Source organism: Sulfitobacter sediminis (genome assembly GCF_040811725.1).
GTDB classification, from domain to species: domain Bacteria; phylum Pseudomonadota; class Alphaproteobacteria; order Rhodobacterales; family Rhodobacteraceae; genus Sulfitobacter; species Sulfitobacter sediminis.
This window is the reverse complement of sequence record NZ_JBFNXX010000006.1, coordinates 47,032-63,633: the sequence shown is the minus strand read 5'-3', so window position 1 is coordinate 63,633 and position 16,602 is coordinate 47,032. Positions and strand designations below refer to the sequence as shown.

15 protein-coding genes are annotated in these 16,602 nt (G+C 64.6%); 12 read left to right on the top strand and 3 right to left on the bottom strand.

Annotated elements, in window-relative coordinates:
- Positions 1 to 20 precede the first annotated feature (20 nt).
- From AB2B41_RS09685 to AB2B41_RS09660, 6 genes are all read left to right on the top strand, one after another.
- Positions 21 to 1,769 carry a heparinase II/III family protein gene (locus AB2B41_RS09685; RefSeq protein ID WP_367877580.1) on the top strand — a complete coding sequence of 583 codons (1,749 nt, stop codon included), beginning with the start codon at positions 21 to 23 and terminating at the stop codon, positions 1,767 to 1,769.
- A gap of 15 nt (positions 1,770 to 1,784) precedes the next feature.
- A complete protein-coding gene (purH, locus tag AB2B41_RS09680) occupies positions 1,785 to 3,371 on the top strand; it encodes a bifunctional phosphoribosylaminoimidazolecarboxamide formyltransferase/IMP cyclohydrolase (protein ID WP_367877579.1) in 1,587 nt (528 codons plus the stop codon).
- 7 nt (positions 3,372 to 3,378) lie between these two features.
- Positions 3,379 to 3,867, top strand: coding sequence for a signal peptidase II (gene lspA / locus AB2B41_RS09675; RefSeq protein ID WP_367877578.1), 489 nt, complete (start codon positions 3,379 to 3,381; stop codon positions 3,865 to 3,867).
- A 53-nt stretch (positions 3,868 to 3,920) separates the two neighbouring features.
- Positions 3,921 to 4,424 (top strand): DUF3035 domain-containing protein, encoded by a 504-nt coding sequence (locus AB2B41_RS09670; RefSeq protein ID WP_367877577.1) that lies wholly within the window; start codon positions 3,921 to 3,923, stop codon positions 4,422 to 4,424.
- 101 nt (positions 4,425 to 4,525) lie between these two features.
- Positions 4,526 to 5,869: a M16 family metallopeptidase gene (locus AB2B41_RS09665; protein ID WP_367877576.1), complete on the top strand. Its 1,344-nt coding sequence runs from the start codon at positions 4,526 to 4,528 to the stop codon at positions 5,867 to 5,869.
- Entirely contained in the window at positions 5,866 to 7,182 is a 1,317-nt protein-coding gene (locus AB2B41_RS09660; protein ID WP_367877575.1) for a M16 family metallopeptidase, read from the top strand. The genes AB2B41_RS09665 and AB2B41_RS09660 overlap by 4 nt, the downstream gene beginning before the upstream one ends.
- Before the next feature lie 159 nt (positions 7,183 to 7,341).
- On the opposite strand, the gene AB2B41_RS09655 is transcribed toward AB2B41_RS09660, so the two are convergent.
- From AB2B41_RS09655 to uraH, 3 genes are all read right to left on the bottom strand, one after another.
- On the bottom strand, positions 7,342 to 9,684 hold the full coding sequence (locus AB2B41_RS09655; protein WP_367877574.1) for an aldehyde dehydrogenase family protein: 2,343 nt from the start codon (positions 9,682 to 9,684) through the stop codon (positions 7,342 to 7,344).
- A 51-nt stretch (positions 9,685 to 9,735) separates the two neighbouring features.
- On the bottom strand, positions 9,736 to 10,749 hold the full coding sequence (gene deoC, locus AB2B41_RS09650) for a deoxyribose-phosphate aldolase (protein WP_367877573.1): 1,014 nt from the start codon (positions 10,747 to 10,749) through the stop codon (positions 9,736 to 9,738).
- 78 nt (positions 10,750 to 10,827) lie between these two features.
- Positions 10,828 to 11,187 carry a hydroxyisourate hydrolase gene (gene uraH, locus AB2B41_RS09645; protein WP_367877572.1) on the bottom strand — a complete coding sequence of 120 codons (360 nt, stop codon included), beginning with the start codon at positions 11,185 to 11,187 and terminating at the stop codon, positions 10,828 to 10,830.
- A 241-nt stretch (positions 11,188 to 11,428) separates the two neighbouring features.
- Between uraH and AB2B41_RS09640 the strand changes: the two genes are divergently transcribed.
- The 6 genes from AB2B41_RS09640 (at position 11,429) to AB2B41_RS09615 (ending at position 16,576) form a co-directional block, all read left to right on the top strand.
- A complete protein-coding gene (locus tag AB2B41_RS09640) occupies positions 11,429 to 12,049 on the top strand; it encodes a rhodanese-like domain-containing protein (protein ID WP_367877571.1) in 621 nt (206 codons plus the stop codon).
- Positions 12,046 to 13,032 (top strand): LysM peptidoglycan-binding domain-containing protein, encoded by a 987-nt coding sequence (locus AB2B41_RS09635; protein WP_367877570.1) that lies wholly within the window; start codon positions 12,046 to 12,048, stop codon positions 13,030 to 13,032. Before AB2B41_RS09640 ends, AB2B41_RS09635 begins: the two co-directional genes overlap by 4 nt.
- A 194-nt stretch (positions 13,033 to 13,226) precedes the next feature.
- Positions 13,227 to 13,829 (top strand): HD domain-containing protein, encoded by a 603-nt coding sequence (locus AB2B41_RS09630; RefSeq protein WP_367877569.1) that lies wholly within the window; start codon positions 13,227 to 13,229, stop codon positions 13,827 to 13,829.
- 40 nt (positions 13,830 to 13,869) lie between these two features.
- Complete coding sequence (puuE, locus tag AB2B41_RS09625; protein WP_367877568.1) at positions 13,870 to 15,285, top strand: allantoinase PuuE; 1,416 nt, start codon at positions 13,870 to 13,872, stop codon at positions 15,283 to 15,285.
- Entirely contained in the window at positions 15,282 to 16,091 is an 810-nt protein-coding gene (locus AB2B41_RS09620; protein ID WP_367877567.1) for a bifunctional allantoicase/(S)-ureidoglycine aminohydrolase, read from the top strand. Before puuE ends, AB2B41_RS09620 begins: the two co-directional genes overlap by 4 nt.
- Positions 16,088 to 16,576, top strand: a complete 489-nt coding sequence (locus AB2B41_RS09615; protein ID WP_367877566.1) for an ureidoglycolate lyase — start codon at positions 16,088 to 16,090, stop codon at positions 16,574 to 16,576. The genes AB2B41_RS09620 and AB2B41_RS09615 overlap by 4 nt, the downstream gene beginning before the upstream one ends.
- Positions 16,577 to 16,602 lie beyond the last annotated feature (26 nt).

Here is a 16,602-nt window from a genome sequence, read left to right as displayed (position 1 = left end):
AGCGTCAAGGGCAGTCGTCAATGTTCAACCTCACCACCCTCAGGGCGCGTCAGGCGCGGCTTTTGAACGCGGTGCACGCGCGTCTGGCAACGCGCATGCGGCCCAGCGTCAAGGGTTTCGTTTCCTCGCCCGAGCCGCGTACCATCGGGTCCTTCGCGCGGGGGCGGCAGCTGATCGCGGGCAATTACCTGTTCGCGGGCACGCTGATCAACGCGCCCAACCATACGCTTTGGGAACTCACGCCGCCCGATGCCGCCTATGCCGCCGAACTGCACGGTTTTGCCTGGCTCGACGATCTGGCTGCCGTCGGGGATGCCCCCGCGCGCGCGGGGGCGCAGGACTGGCTCTGGGGCTGGATCGACCTCTACGGCAAGGGCCGCGGCCCTGGGTGGAGCCCAAGCCTGACCGGTCGCCGTCTGATCCGCTGGATCAACCATGCGCTCTTCGTGCTGCGCGGACAGGAATCGGAGCAAAGCCGCGCCTTCTACCTTTCTCTCGAACAACAGACGCAGTTCCTGTCGCGCCGCTGGCGCGCGGCCGCACCCGGCCTGCCAAGGTTCGAGGCGCTGACCGGGCTGATCTACGCGGGCCTCGCGCTCGAAGGCAAGGAAGCGCTCGCCGACCCCGCCATCCGTGCGCTGGCGCGGGAATGCGCCCGCCAGATCGATGACCAGGGCGGATTGCCCACCCGGAACCCCGAGGAACTGCTTGCGGTCTTTACCCTGCTCACCTGGGCCGCCGCCGCGCTTAGCGACGCGGGGCGCGGCACGCCGCGCGATCATCTTGCGGCCATCGAACGGATCGCGCCGACCCTGCGGTCCCTGCGCCATTCCGACGGCGCGCTGGCGCGGTTTCACGGCGGCGGGCGTGGGATCGAGGGCTGGCTCGACCACGCGCTTGCGGCCTCCGGCGTGAAAGGAACGCAGCCAAGCGGGCTCGCCATGGGTTACGCGCGCATCTCGGGCGGGCGCACCAGCATCGTGATCGACGCCGCGCCACCACCCACGGGCGCCGCGTCGGCCAATGCCCATGCCTCGACGCTAGCCTTCGAGCTGACCTCGGGCCGCCGCCCGCTCATTGTGAACTGCGGTTCGGGCGCCTCCTTCGGTGCCGACTGGCGGCGCGCCGGGCGCGCGACCCCATCTCATTCCACGCTCAGCCTTGGCGGCTATTCCAGCGCACGCCTTGCCGATCCCGATCCCGAGACGGGACGGGAGGCGCTGATCGGCGGCGCGAGGAACGTGCCGGTCGAAATCTCGCCCATGGTGGATGGCGTGCGCTTTCAGGGTGGCCACGACGGCTACGTTGCCTCGCATGGCCTGACCCACGCGCGCACGCTCGAACTCACCCTCGACGGACGCGGCCTTGCGGGTGAGGACATGTTGCTCGCCCTCGAGGACGCCGACAAGCGCCGCTTCGATGCGGCCCTCGACGCCGTCAAACTCAAGGGCATCCGCTTTGACATCCGTTTCCACCTGCATCCCGACGTCGATGCCACGGTCGATCTTGGCGGCGCCGCGATCTCTATGGCGCTCAAAAGCGGCGAGGTCTGGGTCTTCCGCCATGACGGCGCGCACAACCTCACGCTGGAACCAGGCGCCTATCTTGAGACAACGCGTCTCAAACCCCGTGCCGCGCAGCAGATCGTGCTGTCCGGCATGGCCTATACATATGCCACCCGTGTCAGGTGGTCCTTGTCCAAAGCGCAGGAAACTGCCATTGGCGTGCGCGACTTGTCCATGGACGAGCCGTACCTGGAAGAAACCTGACCGAAGGACCCCGACATGCCCGACCTCGTAGCCGTCAAACGCGCCCTGCTTTCCGTTTCCGACAAGACCGGACTGGTTGATCTGGGGAAGGCGCTGGCCGGGCACGGTGTCGAACTGCTCAGCACCGGCGGCACCGCCAAGGCGCTGCGGGAGGCGGGGCTGGAGGTCAAGGACGTGGCTGAAGTCACGGGCTTTCCTGAGATGATGGACGGACGCGTCAAGACGCTGCACCCGGTGGTGCACGGTGGCCTATTGGCCCTGCGCGACAACGATGAGCATCTCGCTGCCATGCAGGAACACGGCATCGGCGGGATCGACCTCGTCGTGGTCAACCTTTACCCCTTCGAAGCCACGGTGGCGAAGGGCGCGGAATACGCCGAGGTGATCGAGAACATCGACATCGGTGGCCCCGCCATGATCCGCTCGGCGGCCAAGAACCACGGGTTCGTCAACGTCGTCGTCGATACCGAGGACTACGCCGCCGTGACCTCCGAAATGGCCGCCAACGACGGCGCCACCACCTACAAGCTGCGCCAGCGCCTCGCCCAGACGGCCTATGCCCGCACCGCCGCCTATGACACCGCGGTCAGCACATGGATGGCCGCACAGGTGGACACCACCCCGCGCCGCCGCACCTTCGGCGGCACGCTGGCCCAAACACTCCGTTACGGTGAGAATCCGCATCAGCAGGCGGCATTTTACACAGACGGCTCCAACCGTCCCGGCGTGGCCACCGCCGAACAGCATCAGGGCAAGGAACTGAGCTACAACAACATCAACGACACCGACGCGGCCTTCGAACTGGTCTCGGAATTCGCGCCCGAGAGCGGCCCCTCCTGCGCCATCATCAAACACGCCAACCCCTGCGGCGTTGCCCGTGGTGACACGCTGTCCGAGGCCTACACCCGCGCCTTCGACTGTGACCGCACCAGCGCCTTCGGCGGCATTATCGCCTTGAACCAGACGCTCGACGGCGCGACCGCCGAGAAGATCACCGAGATTTTCACCGAAGTCGTGATTGCGCCCGATGCAGACGCCGACGCACGCGCGATCTTCGCCAGGAAGAAAAACCTCCGCCTTCTCACCACCGGCAACCTTGCCGACCCCACCGCGCCACTGCTCACCGCCCGTCAAGTCTCGGGGGGCTGGCTGGTGCAGGACAAGGATGTGGGCCGCATCACCCGCGACGACCTCAAGGTCGTGACCAAGCGCGCACCGTCCGAGCAGGAACTCAGCGACATGCTTTTCGCCTGGACCGTCGCAAAGCACGTCAAGTCCAACGCCATCATCTACGTCAAGGACGGCGCGACCGTCGGCGTCGGCGCGGGCCAGATGAGCCGCGTGGATTCCACCCGCATCGCTGCCCGCAAGGCGCAGGACATGGCCGAGGTCATGGGCCTGCCCGCGCCGCTCACCCAAGGCTCAGTTGTTGCCTCCGACGCCTTCTTTCCCTTCGCTGACGGCCTGATCACCGCCGCCGAGGCCGGAGCGACCGCGCTCATCCAGCCGGGCGGCTCCATGCGTGACGACGAGGTGATCGCCGCCGCCGACGACGCGGGCCTCGCCATGGTCTTCACCGGCATGCGCCACTTCCGCCACTAGGAGAGACATGCGCCTTCTCGCCCTCTTCGCCGTCCTTGCCTTCCTGATCGACCAGATCAGCAAATACGTGGTCATCCACGTCTGGCAGCTTTGGCGCATCCGCGAGATTGACGTCCTGCCGCCGATCCTCAATTTCCGCTACGGCGAGAACCGGGGCATCAACTTCGGCCTCGGCGACGGCATCAGCGTCTGGGTGCTGATCGTGCTCGCCGTGGTGATTTCGCTTGGCGTGCTGGTCTGGGCCTACCGGGCCAAGCTCAACCGCATCTCGATGATTTCCGCCGGTCTTCTGATCGGCGGTGCACTGGCGAACGTGCTCGACCGGCTGATCTACGGCTATGTGCTCGACTTTCTCAACAACTCCTGCTGCGGCTTTGACAACCCTTTCGTCTACAACCTTGCCGACGTCTTCATCTTTGCCGGGGCCATCGGTCTCATCTTCTTTGGCGAGGATGCGGAAAAGGCCACGAAGAAGGCCGCGAAAAAACCCAAGTGACATTACCCGCCCCCCTGCGGTATCACGTGTTAACGCCCGACCGGAGACGACCCATGCGCCGTACGTTCATCCTCTTGCTGATCCCGCTGGCCCTTGCGGCCTGCGCCAACAGGGGCTTGCACGACCTTCGGAACACGTCGTCGGGGCCGGATGAATTCATGATCCAGCCGTCAAAGCCGCTCGAAGCGCCGCCCAGCTACAGCGAATTGCCGCCGCCGACGCCTGGCCAGGCCAACCTGACAGACCGTTCCGCGCTGAACGAGGGGATCCAAGCCGTGGGCGGGAGCACGCGGGTCAACGACGGACCGATCCCGGCAAGCGATGGCGCACTGGTGCGCCACGCCAGCCGTCTTGGGGTCGATCCGAACATCCGCGACGACCTTGCAGAGAGTGATGCGCAATTCCGCAAGCGCAAGGCGCGCTTCACGCAAATCCGCCTGTTCCCCGTGGACCGCTACAACCAGGCGTACCGGCGCGAGGCGCTGAATGCCGACCGCGAGGCGGCGCGCTGGCGGCAGGCGGGCGCGCGTACGCCGTCCGCGCCACCCGCGAACTGAGACCGGGGCGGAATACCGCACCTTACAAATAATTCATTTGCCTTGAATGTGCGTGGCGCGCACGTACCTCTTTGCGTGTGACCCAACCTGAAGGATGGACGATGCTCAGACTGCCGATCCTCGCGGCGCTATTGGCGTTCCTTGCCGCCCCCGTGCTTGCCCTCTCCGCCGATGGAGAGGCCGTCACCCATTTCACCCTCGATAACGGCATGGACGTTGTCGTTGTCGAAGATCACCGTGCGCCCGCCGTGCAGCAGATGGTCTGGTACCGGGCTGGCTCCGCTGACGAGCCCAAGGGCGCGTCCGGTGTGGCCCATTTCCTCGAGCATCTGCTCTTCAAGGCCACCGACAAGATGGAGGCAGGCGAGTTCTCGGCCACCGTCGCGGCCAACGGGGGGCAGGACAACGCTTTTACCAGCTACGACTACACCGCCTATTTCCAGCGCGTCGCCGCCGACCGGCTCGAGTTGATGATGGCGATGGAATCCGACCGGATGAAAAACATCCGCATCACGCCCGAAAACATCGTCACCGAGCGTGACGTGATCCTCGAGGAACGCAACCAGCGGACCGAGAATTCGCCCGGTGCGCTGTTCAATGAACAGGTGAATGCGGCGCAATACCTCAATCACCGCTACGGTGTGCCCATCATCGGTTGGAAGCATGAGATGGAGGAGTTGGACCTCGAAGACGCGCTGTCCTTCTACGAGACCTACTATTCGCCCAATAATGCCATCCTGATCGTTTCAGGCGACGTTGACCCCGCCGAAGTGCGCCGCCTAGCCGAAAAATACTACGGCGTGATCCCCGCAAACCCCGACCTGCCGGAGCGTATCCGCACGCAGGAGCCGCCCCAGACCGCCGAGCGGCGGCTGATCTTCCGCGACCCCCGCGTTGCGCAACCCTACGTGACCCGATCCTACCTCGCGCCCGAGCGTGATCCGGGCAATCAGGAAAAGGCCGCTGCGCTGACGATCCTCGCGGAAATCCTCGGCGGCGGCACCACGTCATACCTTGCCGAGAAGATGCAGTTCGACAATCCCATCGCCACCTACACCGGGGCCTTCTACAACGGTACGGCGCTGGACGACACGACCTTCGATCTCGCTGTGGTCCCAACCGCCGGGGTCACCCTGCAACAGGCCGAAGATGCCATGGATGCAGCACTTGCCAGCTTCATGGAAACCGGCGTCGATGCCGAACAGCTTGACCGCATCAAGCTGCAAATCCGTGCCAGCCAGATCTACGCCCGCGACAACGTGGATGCAGTTGCCAACCGCTATGGCCGTGCGTTGTCCGTCGGGCTGACCGTTGAGGACGTGCAGAACTGGCCCAAGGTGCTCGACGCCGTAACCGCCGAGGACATCATGCAGGCGGCGCGCGAGATTTTCGACCGGCGCACCTCCGTCACCGGCTGGCTGATGAAAGAGGAGGCCACAGAATGAGACTGCTCTACGCCCTGATCCTGACAATTGTCGCCAGCCTGCCCGCGCGAGCCGAGGTGAACATTCAGGAGGTCACCAGCCCCGGTGGCCTCACCGCCTGGCTGGTCGAGGAACCCTCGATCCCCTTCGCCGCGCTGGAAATCCGCTTTCGCGGCGGTGCCTCGCTCGACGATCCGGAGAAACGCGGCGCCATCAACCTGATGACAGGCCTTCTGGAAGAGGGTGCCGCGGACATGGACGCCCGCGCCTTTGCCAAGGCGCAGGAGGCGCTTGCCACCTCTTTCGGCTTCGACTTGAACCGTGACGAGGTGTCGATCTCTGCCCGTTTCCTGACCGAGAACCGCGAGGCTTCTCTGGCGCTGCTGCGCGCTGCCCTGTTTGAACCGCGTTTTGACGCGGATGCCATCGAACGGGTGCGGGGGCAGGTGCTGTCGATCATCCAGTCCGACCTGAAGGACCCGAACGACATCGCCAGCCGTACCTTCGGCGAAATCGCCTATGGGGATCATCCTTACGCGCATCCGGTGAACGGGACACTTGAAAGCGTCGCTGCGCTGACCCGCGACGACCTGATCGCTGCCCATCGCGCGGTGCTGGCCCGTGACCGCATCTATATCGGTGCCGTGGGGGACATCACGGCCGATGAGCTTGGGCCGTTGCTTGACGAGCTTCTCGGCGACCTGCCCGAGACAGGTGCGCCGATGCCGCCAAAGGCGAACGTGACCATTCCGGGCGGAATCACGGTGGTCGATTTCCCGGTGCCGCAGTCCGTGGCACTTTTCGGCCAGCCGGGCATCGCCCAGAGCGATCCTGATTTCTTTGCCGCGCTGGTCCTCAACCAGGTGTTGGGCGGTGGCGGTTTCGAGAGCCGCCTGATGAACGAGGTCCGCGAAAAGCGCGGCCTCACCTATGGCGTCTATTCCTACCTTGCCAGCCGCGATCTCGCGAATGTCTACATGGGCTCGGTCAGTTCTGCCAACGACCGCATTGCCGAGGCCATCGCGGTGATCCGCGACGAATGGACCAAGGCAGCGGAGAACGGTCTGACCGAGGAAGAGCTGCAGGACGCCAAGACCTACATCACCGGGGCTTACCCGCTTCGGTTCGACGGCAATGCGACCATCGCGAATATCCTCGTCGGCATGCAGATGTTGGGCCTGCCCATCGACTATATCGCCACGCGTAATGACAAGGTCGAGGCGGTAACACTGGCGGATGTTCAGCGTGTCGCCCGCGAATTGCTGAAGCCCGAGGGGCTGCATTTCGTGGTCGTGGGACAGCCTGTCGGGCTGGAAACCACCGTTGGTGAATAAGGGGTAAACGGGTGGTCCAGCACCCTGATGCGTAACAAGTTTCGAGGGCTGTCCCCGCGGGGACAGCCCTTTCTCTTGGTCCGATTGAAGATGATGCAACAAAATCCTTCAAAGGATTTTGCCCGGAGCTTTGAAGACTCCGCAGGCTAGCTTGAGCCGTTACTCTCCGTACGGCACCCAGATGTTCTTCACCTCGGTCGCCGCGCGCAGGAAATCATGCCCCTCGCCCCCGGCCCCCATCCAGTCGCGCGCCATACCGTTGTTCACCCAGGTCCGCTTGAGGTTCGTGGCCGACCCTTTCTCGACCACCTTGCTCAAGGCCTTCGCCCCGAAAGACCAGGCCGCATCCACATCCATATGCCGCGCCAGCGGATCGGCCAGATCGGCCTGCGGCCCCGTCAGGATGTTGACGACACCCGCAGGCACATCCGACGTCTCCAGCACCTGAATGAAATCCGTCGCCGCCAGCGGGAAAGGTTCCGAGGCCGACAGGATCACCCGGTTCCCCATGGCAATCGCCGGTGCCATGCAAGAGATCAGCCCCAAGAGCGGCGCCTCCGCCGGACAAAGCGCCCCGATCACGCCCACGGGCTCCTTCATCGCGATGGCGACCCCCCGGATCGGCACACCATGTACTTGCCCGTCGTATTTGTCCGCCCAGGCCGCATAGGTGAAAAGCCGCTTCACGCTCGCCTCGACTTCCTTCGCCCCGCTTTTGCCGCCCTGCATCGCATCGAGCCGCGCGGCGAACTCATCCGCCCGCGCCTGCAGGTTCTCGGCGATGTAGTAAAGGATCTGCGCCCGCAGATGTCCCGTGGTCTTCGACCACCCTTTCGCCGCCTGCGCCGCCTCAACCGCGTTCCGCACGTCCTTGCGGTTCGCAATGCTGGCATGCCCCAAGAGCTTGCCACTCTTCCCATACACCGGCGCGGAATACCCCCCGTCAGGCCGCGCCTGTTTGCCCCCGATATAAAGCTTCGCGGTTCGGTCGATCCCATCGACAGTGCTGCCCTCGCCGGTGAAAGCCTCGATCTCCTTCAACGCCTTCGCACTGCCTTTGCGCCGGGTATAGGCCGCCAGCCCCTCCCAGCCGCCTTCGCGTCCGAACCCGCTTTCGCGCACCCCGCCGAACCCGGCGGCGGCGTCCATCATGTTGGTCCCGTTGACCCAGACCACCCCCACCGCCAGTTTGGGTGCCACATCAAGCGCGAGGTTCACGTTCTCCGACCAAACGCTCGCTGCCAGCCCGTAGCGCGAGTTATTGGCCAGCTCCACTGCCTCAGCAGGCGTGCGGAATGTGGTGGAGACCAGCACGGGCCCAAAGATTTCCTCCTGCATCAGCGTATCGGCAGGATTGAGCCCGGTAATCAGCGTCGGCGGATAGAAACACCCCTGATCCGGCAGCGGCGTGTCCGCCACATGAACATGCCCCGCCGTATTCGCCGCGACCATCCCCGACACCGTCTGCAACTGCACCGGATCGACCAGCGTGCCCACGTCGATGCTCTTGTCCAAGGGCGAGCCCATGCGCAGCTTGTCCATCCGGTGCCGCAGCTTGGCGTAGAAGAGATCGGCCGCCGGCTCCTGCACCAGCAGGCGCGAGCCCGCGCAACAGACCTGCCCCTGGTTGAACCAGATCGCGTCCACGAGCCCCTCGACCGCTGAGTCGAGATCCGCATCGTCAAAGACGATATAGGGAGACTTGCCGCCAAGCTCCAAAGTCAGCGCCTTGCCTGACCCTGCCGTCGCCTCCCTGATCTTGCGCCCCACCTCGGTCGAGCCGGTAAAGGCGATCTTATCGACGTCCGCCGCCACGATCATCTCGCCCACCGCCCCGTCACCGGTGACGATGTTCACGACGCCTTTCGGCACCCCCGCCTGCACGCAGATATCCGCAAACAACATCGCCGTCAGCGACGTATACTCCGCAGGCTTCAACACCACCGTGTTGCCCATCGCCAGCGCGGGTGCCACCTTCCACGCCAGCATCAGCAGCGGAAAGTTCCACGGAATGATCTGCCCGCACACCCCCAGCGCCTCAGCGTCAGGCAATTCGCTCTCCATCAGCTGCGCCATCCCGGCGTGATAATAGAAATGCCGCTGCGCCAGCGGCACGTCGATGTCCCGCGCCTCGCGAATGGGCTTGCCGTTGTCCAGTACCTCGAGCACCGCGAACAACCGGCTGTGCTTCTGCAAAAGCCGCGCAATGGCATAAAGCACCCGCGCCCGACCGTGACTGCCCAGCTTCTCCCACGCAGGCTGCGCCTTGCGCGCCGCCTTCACCGCCGCATCCACATCTGCCTCGCTCGCCTGCGTCAGCGTTGCCAGCACCTCGCCCGTCGCCGGATTGCGCGATTCGAACCCGTCCCCCGGCTTGGTAAAGGCCCCGTCGATGAAATGCCCGAATCGGCTGCCTTGATCGACCAGCCACGCCAGCGCCTCGGCAAGAGACTCCGGCGCCTCCCCGTAATCCATCGTTTCAAGAATATCCGCGACGCTCATGTCTTCATCTTTCCAATACAACTCACATTCCGACGACAGCCACCAAGCCGCTCAATTGGCCGCATGGCGATACCCCGCCGAATAGGCCCCGGTCACGTAGTGCTCCAACTGCCGCTCGATATCGCCCAGCAGCGAAGACGCGCCAAAACGGAAAAGGTCCGGCTGCAACCAGCGGTCGCCCAGCTCCTCCTTGATCAGCGCGAGATACGTCAGCGCATCCTTGGCCTTCGATATACCGCCCGCAGGCTTGTAGCCCACGCGAATGCCTGTGCGCTCATAGAAATCCCGGATCGCCCGGATCATCACCAACGATACCGGCAGCGTCGCATTCACGCTCTCTTTGCCGGTCGAGGTCTTGATGAAATCCGCCCCCGCCATCATGCAGACGAGCGAGGCGCGGGCCACGTTGCGCAAGCTGCCCAACTCTCCCGTCGCAAGGATCGCCTTCACATGCGCCTCACCGCAGGCCGCACGCATCTGCGCCATCTCGTCATAGAGCGCCTGCCAATTGCCCGACAGCACGTGGCGGCGCGAAATCACGATGTCGATCTCGGTCGCTCCCGCCGCGACGCTCATCTCGATCTCCCGCAGGCGCAACTCGAACGGAGACAGCCCCGCAGGGAAACCGGTTGAGACGGCGGCTATGGGGATATTCGTCCCCTTCAACGCCGCGACCGCCGCCGGGATCATCTCGTGATAGACACAGACCGCGCCCGTGGTGACCGGACCCACGCCCATCGCCTCCAGCAGTGCCGGGGCAACCGGCTGCCGAGCCTTCGCGCACAGCCGCTCCACCCGCCGTGCGGTATCATCGCCCGACAGCGTCGTCAGATCGATACAGGTCACCGCCTTCACCAGCCACGCCGCCTGATAGGCCTTCTTGACCGACCGCCGCGCCCCGATGCTGCCCGCGCGCCGCTCTATCGCCGATGTATTGGCCTGCGCGCTCAGCACCCAGTTCAGGTCAAGCGGCATCCCCGGATTGCGCGGTTCCGTCACCTGCGGCAACTGCGCCCCGGCGGTCTGCGGCGTCTGTGTGTGAAGATGGGGCGAGGGGGCGGACATGGGCATCTCCGGTTCGGGCAGAGACGCCAAGGTGCCATGCCCGCCGCCCCCTTGGCAAGCGGGGCTGACGCAGCGTGATCAGCTGCCGCGATAGGTGGAATAACCGAAAGGCGACAGCAGCAGCGGCACATGGTAATGTGCATCCGGGTCCGAGATGCCGAAACGGATCGGGATGCGGTCGAGAAAGCGGGGCTCTTCGGCCGGTGTCCCCGCGGCTTCGAGATAGGCTCCGGCCTCGAATTCCAGCTCGTAGGTGCCGGTTGCAAAGGTGGACGCGGGCAGGATCGGGCTGTCGGTACGTCCATCCGCGTTGGTGACCATCTGCGCCAGCTCTTCACGGGCCGTTCCCGCGATACGGAAGAGCGTGATCCTCAGACCGCTCGCCGGCACGCCCCGCCCGGTGTCGAGCACATGTGTCGTCAGATATCCGCTGGCCATGAGGTTCCCTTTCTGGTTGCGCTTGCACCGCGTTTTCCGGTCCATTTGCCGGCCAAGCGCGGAAGAAAACAAGGGCAAACCCGGTAAATCGAATCATTGCCGCACCGATTCGCATGTTTTTGGCAAAGTGATTCGTTTTTGCTTTGACAGTGACGAATCATCCTCTGCATATAGGGCTCACACCAAAAAGATGTAGGGCCTGCCAGTTCTGCACCCAATATCGAGTGGTTGTGGGGGAAAGATGCACGGGTGGACCACGGGCGTTTCGGCGCTTCTGATCCTTGTGGCGGGCGCAAGTGCTGCCGAAGAGAAGATGACCGAGGCAAAGGCCTCCTTCATCTTCAACGGCGAGCGTATCAGGATCGCGCGCGACAACGCCGACGCCGCGCGTTTCGTGACGGCCTTCGCGTCGCTGCGCGACGCTTGCGGCGCGGCCTGCGTGGCCCCCATGCAGGTGGCGCAGGGCGTCGCGACCCTGGGCGAGGTCGAGGTGCTCAATTTCCTGGTGAACGAAGTGGCGGGCAACGCGGGGCTCATGGTAGATGCACGCTTGCAGCAGGATCGCGCGATGGGCTTCATTCCCGGCAGCGTCAGCCTCCCCCACAGTGCCGTTGACCCGGACAACGGATTTCGCGACGACGTACTGCGCGCGCTCGGGGCGGTAGACGCGGACGGCGGTTTCGATTTCACGCAGGCGCGGCAGCTTCTGATCTATGACCTTGGCCCCGGCAGCGACGATGCGGGCAGCCTCGTGCGCAACCTGCTGACCGTAGGCTATCCGGCTGGGATGCTGCGTTATTATCGCGGCGGGATGCAGATGTGGTCGTTACTCGGCTTCAGTATCGAGGAGGGTCAGTCGTGACGGCACCCTCGCGGATGGACCCGGTCAAGCCCTTCATTGGCTTCGACAGCTATGTCATTCCCGAGACCGTCAAGTCGGTTGACCGCAGCACCTTCCCCCTTCCCAAAAGCGGCGGCATCCTTGCCACCGGAGCAATCGCGGTCCTGACATTCACCCTTGGCGTGCTTGCCACGCTGAAGTTCGCCGGGCCGACCCAAACAGAAACGTCTCAGGCCACGGCAAAGCCGCCTTTCGCGGCCGGCACCCCAGACGCGCTCGAAGCCGCTGTCGCCGCAGCGACGCAGGACGCGGTCATGCGGCAGCTCTCGGCCGACCTTCTGACCCCCTCCACCACGACTTCCACGAATACCGATCTCTCCGCGACCCAGCGCGATGTCGTCCTTGAAGGTCTGCGGCCCAAGCCTTCCTTCGCTCATCTCACCGAGGAGGAACGCGCGGCGAAAGTCCGCGAGGCGCGCGAAATCGTCGGTCGCGCTGACATGAGCACCCTGCGGGAGGCTGTACTGACCGGCAACTACGAAGTCACGGCCAGGGAAGAGGGCAACATCACGCGGCTGGTGCTCGAGATCGAGGACGGCGCGCTGACCCGCGAAAGCATCGCCGAGCTGCTCTTTGCTGCTGCCGAACGGGGTGAGATCACCTTGCCCGCCGGTCTGAGCACCGCAGAGGGCGATATCGACCTCGACACCCTGTTTTTCGGGCTGGTCCAGACCTCCTTTGCCAGCGACGGCACGGAGGATGGTGCCACGGCGGCGCGCGAGATGAGCCGCCGCGCCCTTGCGGTCGCTACCGCCCCCACAGGCAATGTCGAAGGCAGACAGATCTACCTCGTCGAGCCGGGCGACAGCCTGGCCTTCCTCTCACTCCAGTTCTACGGCCGACCGGATGACTACATGCGCATCTTCGAGGCCAACCGGGAGATCCTTTCATCCCCGGACCTCATCAAGATTGGCCAGCGGCTAACAATTCCAATATACCAATAAACACAGCTGCTGCAGCCAATCTGGCAACGGGCCGTCACCTCAAGGACGGCCCGTTCGCATTTTCCCCTTCGCTACGTCGCGAACGGTGCATTTCGCGTCCGATTGTTGCTTTGTCAGTCTGCCACTCGTCGCTAACGTAGACCCATCTACGAAAACACAACGCGGCTGCCGATCCGGCAGGCAAGGAGGTTTGAATGGCTCAGACGGTCAGTTTCACAGCGATGAAGGACGGCACGCGCGAGGATTACGAACTGCTGGAACGGCTGGAAAAGCCGTTTCTCGCCCTCACCGCCGACCGCGTCCTCGACGAGTTGCGCCGCGCGGGCGAGGTCACACTCGAAGGCTACAAGATCACCCGTCTGCACCACGGCCTGCAGTCGGGCACCCGCGCGCTGCGCGAAGGTGCGGACATCGACTGGGTCGTCGGTGCGCTCCTGCATGACGTGGGCGACGGCCTTGCTCCCCAGAACCACGACCGCATGTCTGCCGAAGTGATCCGCCCCTTCGTCCGCTGGGAGGTTTCATGGGTGGTCGAACATCACGGCATCTTCCAGACCCTCTATTACGGCCACCATTACGGCTGGGACCGAAACGCGCGCGACCGCTACCGCGATCATCCGCTTTTCGACACCTGTGCGAATTTCTGCGAACGCTGGGACCAGTCCAGCTTCGACCCCGACTATCCCACCGAGCCGCTGGAAACCTTCGAGCCGATGGTGCGCGAGGTCTTCGGTCGCAAAGCCTACGACCCGGGCGTGATCCGCGAGGGCGAAGTGACGGGCCTGCCGCCGCTCTAAGCCGATTGTACCGCCCCGCGAATTCCTGCAACGTGACGGCATGAACAGATATCCCAGAGATTTCCGTGGCTACGGCGCGCATCCGCCCGATGCCGCATGGCCCAGTGGCGCGCGGATCGCGGTGCAATTCGTGGTGAACTACGAGGAGGGCGGCGAAAACTGCCTCCTCCATGGCGATGCCGCCTCCGAGGCTTTCCTCTCCGAAATCGTCGGTGCCCAGCCCTGGCCCGGCCAGCGCCACTGGAACATGGAATCGATCTACGACTACGGCGCCCGCGCCGGATTCTGGCGGCTGCACCGCCTCTTCACGCAGGCTCGCATCCCGGTCACCGTCTACGGCGTGGCAAGCGCACTCGCCCGCGCGCCCGAACAGGTCGAGGCCATGAATACCGCAGGCTGGGAAATCGCGAGCCACGGTCTGAAATGGATCGATTACCGCGACCACACCGAGGACGCAGAACGCGCCGACATCGCCGAGGCGATCCGCTTGCATACGGAAGTCGTGGGCGAGGCCCCGCGCGGCTGGTATTGCGGACGCACCTCCGTCAACACCGTGGCCCTTGCCGCGCGCACCGGCCAGTTCGACTATATCTCCGACACCTACGACGACGATCTGCCCTACTGGATGGATGTCGACGGGCGCGCGCAACTGATCATCCCCTACACGCTCGACTGCAACGACATGCGCTTTGCCACCGCACAGGGCTTCAACTCGGGCGACCAGTTCTTCGCCTATCTGCGCGACACCTTCGACGCGCTCTATGAGGAGGGCAGGGCAGGGGCCGCCAAGATGATGTCCGTGGGCCTCCACTGCCGCCTTGTCGGACGCCCTGGCCGCGTGCAGGCGCTGAAACGCTTCGTCGATTACATCCAGCAGCACGAAGGCGTCTGGACCCCCCGCCGCATCGACATCGCGGCCCACTGGCGCAAAACCCACCCTACGCCCGAACGCACGCTTCGCCCGAGCCGCATGACCCTCGAGGATTTCATCGCCCGCTTCGGCTCTGTCTTCGAACATTCGCCATGGATCGCCGAACGCGCCTTCGCCCTCGAACTCGGCCCCGCCCACGACTGCCCTGCCGGTCTGCACAACGCGCTGGCCCGCATGTTCCGCTCCGCCAACCGCGATGAGCGCCTCGGCGTGCTGCGCGCGCACCCTGATCTCGCAGGCAAGCTCGCCGCCGCCAAACGCCTCACGGCAGAAAGCACCGCGGAACAAGCCAGCGCAGGTCTCGACGCCCTGACGGATGCGGAACGCGCCCGCTTCACCGAACTCAACACAGCCTACACCGACAAACACGGCTTCCCCTTCATCATCGCGGTCAAGGACTATGACAAGGCGGGCATCCTGCGCGCCTTCGAACGCCGCATCGCCAACGACACCGAAACCGAATTCGCCACCGCCTGCGCGCAGGTCGAGCGCATCGCGCGGATCAGGCTGGAGGACATGTTTTGACCTACGCCTTCCCCCCCGGCGGCCTGCCGGACCAATCCGTCAACCCCGAAGGCACGGCGGTTTTCACCGAGGCCTACGCCGTCCTCCCCGCCGTCACCCAGCGCGATATCGTCACCAGCTACCTGCCCGGATGGACGGGCATGCGCATGTGGGTCCTCGCCCGCCCACTTTCGGGCTTTGCCGAAACCTTCTCCCAATACGCCGTCGAACTCGCCCCCGGCGGCGGCTCCGACAAACCCGAGGTCGACCCCGAGGCGCAATCGGTGATCTTCGTCGTGGGCGGCACCCTCACTCTCAACATCGACGGCGCGCGCCACGCGCTCGCACCCGGCGGCTACGCCTACGTCCCGCCCGATACGGTCTGGACCCTATGGAACGATGGAGAGAGCCCCGCGAAATTCCACTGGATCAGGAAACGCTACGTCGAGGCCGAAGGCGTCGATACCCCCGAAGCCTTCGTGACCTCCGACCAGGACGTCGCCCCCACCGAAATGCCGGACTGCAACGGCGTCTGGGCCACCACCCGTTTCGTCGATCCCACCGACCTGCGCCACGACATGCACGTCAACATCGTCACCTTCCAGCCCGGCGGCCGCATCCCGTTCGCCGAAACCCACGTGATGGAGCACGGCCTCTACGTGCTTGAAGGCACCGCCGACTACCTTCTGAACAAGGACTGGGTCCCGGTCGGCCCCGGCGACTTCATGTGGCTGCGCGCCTTCTGCCCGCAGGCCTGCATCACCACCGGCGACGGCCGCTTCCGCTATCTTCTCTACAAGGACGTGAACCGTCACATGCCCCTGTGACCCGCGAAATCAGAACCGAACCGCTGACGCCCGAGGCCTTCGCCCCCTTCGGCGACGTCCTGCAACTGCGCCCCAAGCCCGACAAGCTGATCAATGCAGGCCTCTGCGGCCGCCACCACGACCTCGCCCAACTCGACTTCGGCCCCGAGGGTCGCGCCGGCATCAGCCTCTTTGACGCCACCCCGCGCAGCCTGCCCTACACGCTCGACCTCCTCGAACGGCATCCCGAAGGCAGCCAGGCCTTCATCCCCATGTCGGAACACCCCTTCCTCGTCATCGCCGCCCCGGACGACCACGGCAAACCCGGCACCCCCCGCGCGTTCCTCACCGCTCCCCATCAGGGCGTGAACTTTCGCAGGGGCACCTGGCACGGCGTCCTCACGCCACTTTTTTCACCGGGCCTCTTCGCCGTGGTCGACCGGATCGGGAATTCCGCCAACCTCGAAGAGGTTTTTCTTGATCCGCCTTGGGTCGTGGTCTCATAAACAGAACAGCCTAAAAAATAGGCACT

Bases quoted from the DNA above. Each gene is read 5' to 3' on its own strand.
- AB2B41_RS09685 (WP_367877580.1), top strand. From the start codon at position 21: ATGTTCAACCTCACCACCCTCAGGGCGCGTCAGGCGCGGCTTTTGAAC.
- purH (WP_367877579.1), top strand. From the start codon at position 1,785: ATGCCCGACCTCGTAGCCGTCAAACGCGCCCTGCTTTCCGTTTCCGAC.
- lspA (WP_367877578.1), top strand. From the start codon at position 3,379: ATGCGCCTTCTCGCCCTCTTCGCCGTCCTTGCCTTCCTGATCGACCAG.
- AB2B41_RS09670 (WP_367877577.1), top strand. From the start codon at position 3,921: ATGCGCCGTACGTTCATCCTCTTGCTGATCCCGCTGGCCCTTGCGGCC.
- AB2B41_RS09665 (WP_367877576.1), top strand. From the start codon at position 4,526: ATGCTCAGACTGCCGATCCTCGCGGCGCTATTGGCGTTCCTTGCCGCC.
- AB2B41_RS09660 (WP_367877575.1), top strand. From the start codon at position 5,866: ATGAGACTGCTCTACGCCCTGATCCTGACAATTGTCGCCAGCCTGCCC.
- AB2B41_RS09655 (WP_367877574.1), bottom strand. From the start codon at position 9,684: ATGAGCGTCGCGGATATTCTTGAAACGATGGATTACGGGGAGGCGCCG.
- deoC (WP_367877573.1), bottom strand. From the start codon at position 10,749: ATGTCCGCCCCCTCGCCCCATCTTCACACACAGACGCCGCAGACCGCC.
- uraH (WP_367877572.1), bottom strand. From the start codon at position 11,187: ATGGCCAGCGGATATCTGACGACACATGTGCTCGACACCGGGCGGGGC.
- AB2B41_RS09640 (WP_367877571.1), top strand. From the start codon at position 11,429: ATGCACGGGTGGACCACGGGCGTTTCGGCGCTTCTGATCCTTGTGGCG.
- AB2B41_RS09630 (WP_367877569.1), top strand. From the start codon at position 13,227: ATGGCTCAGACGGTCAGTTTCACAGCGATGAAGGACGGCACGCGCGAG.
- puuE (WP_367877568.1), top strand. From the start codon at position 13,870: ATGAACAGATATCCCAGAGATTTCCGTGGCTACGGCGCGCATCCGCCC.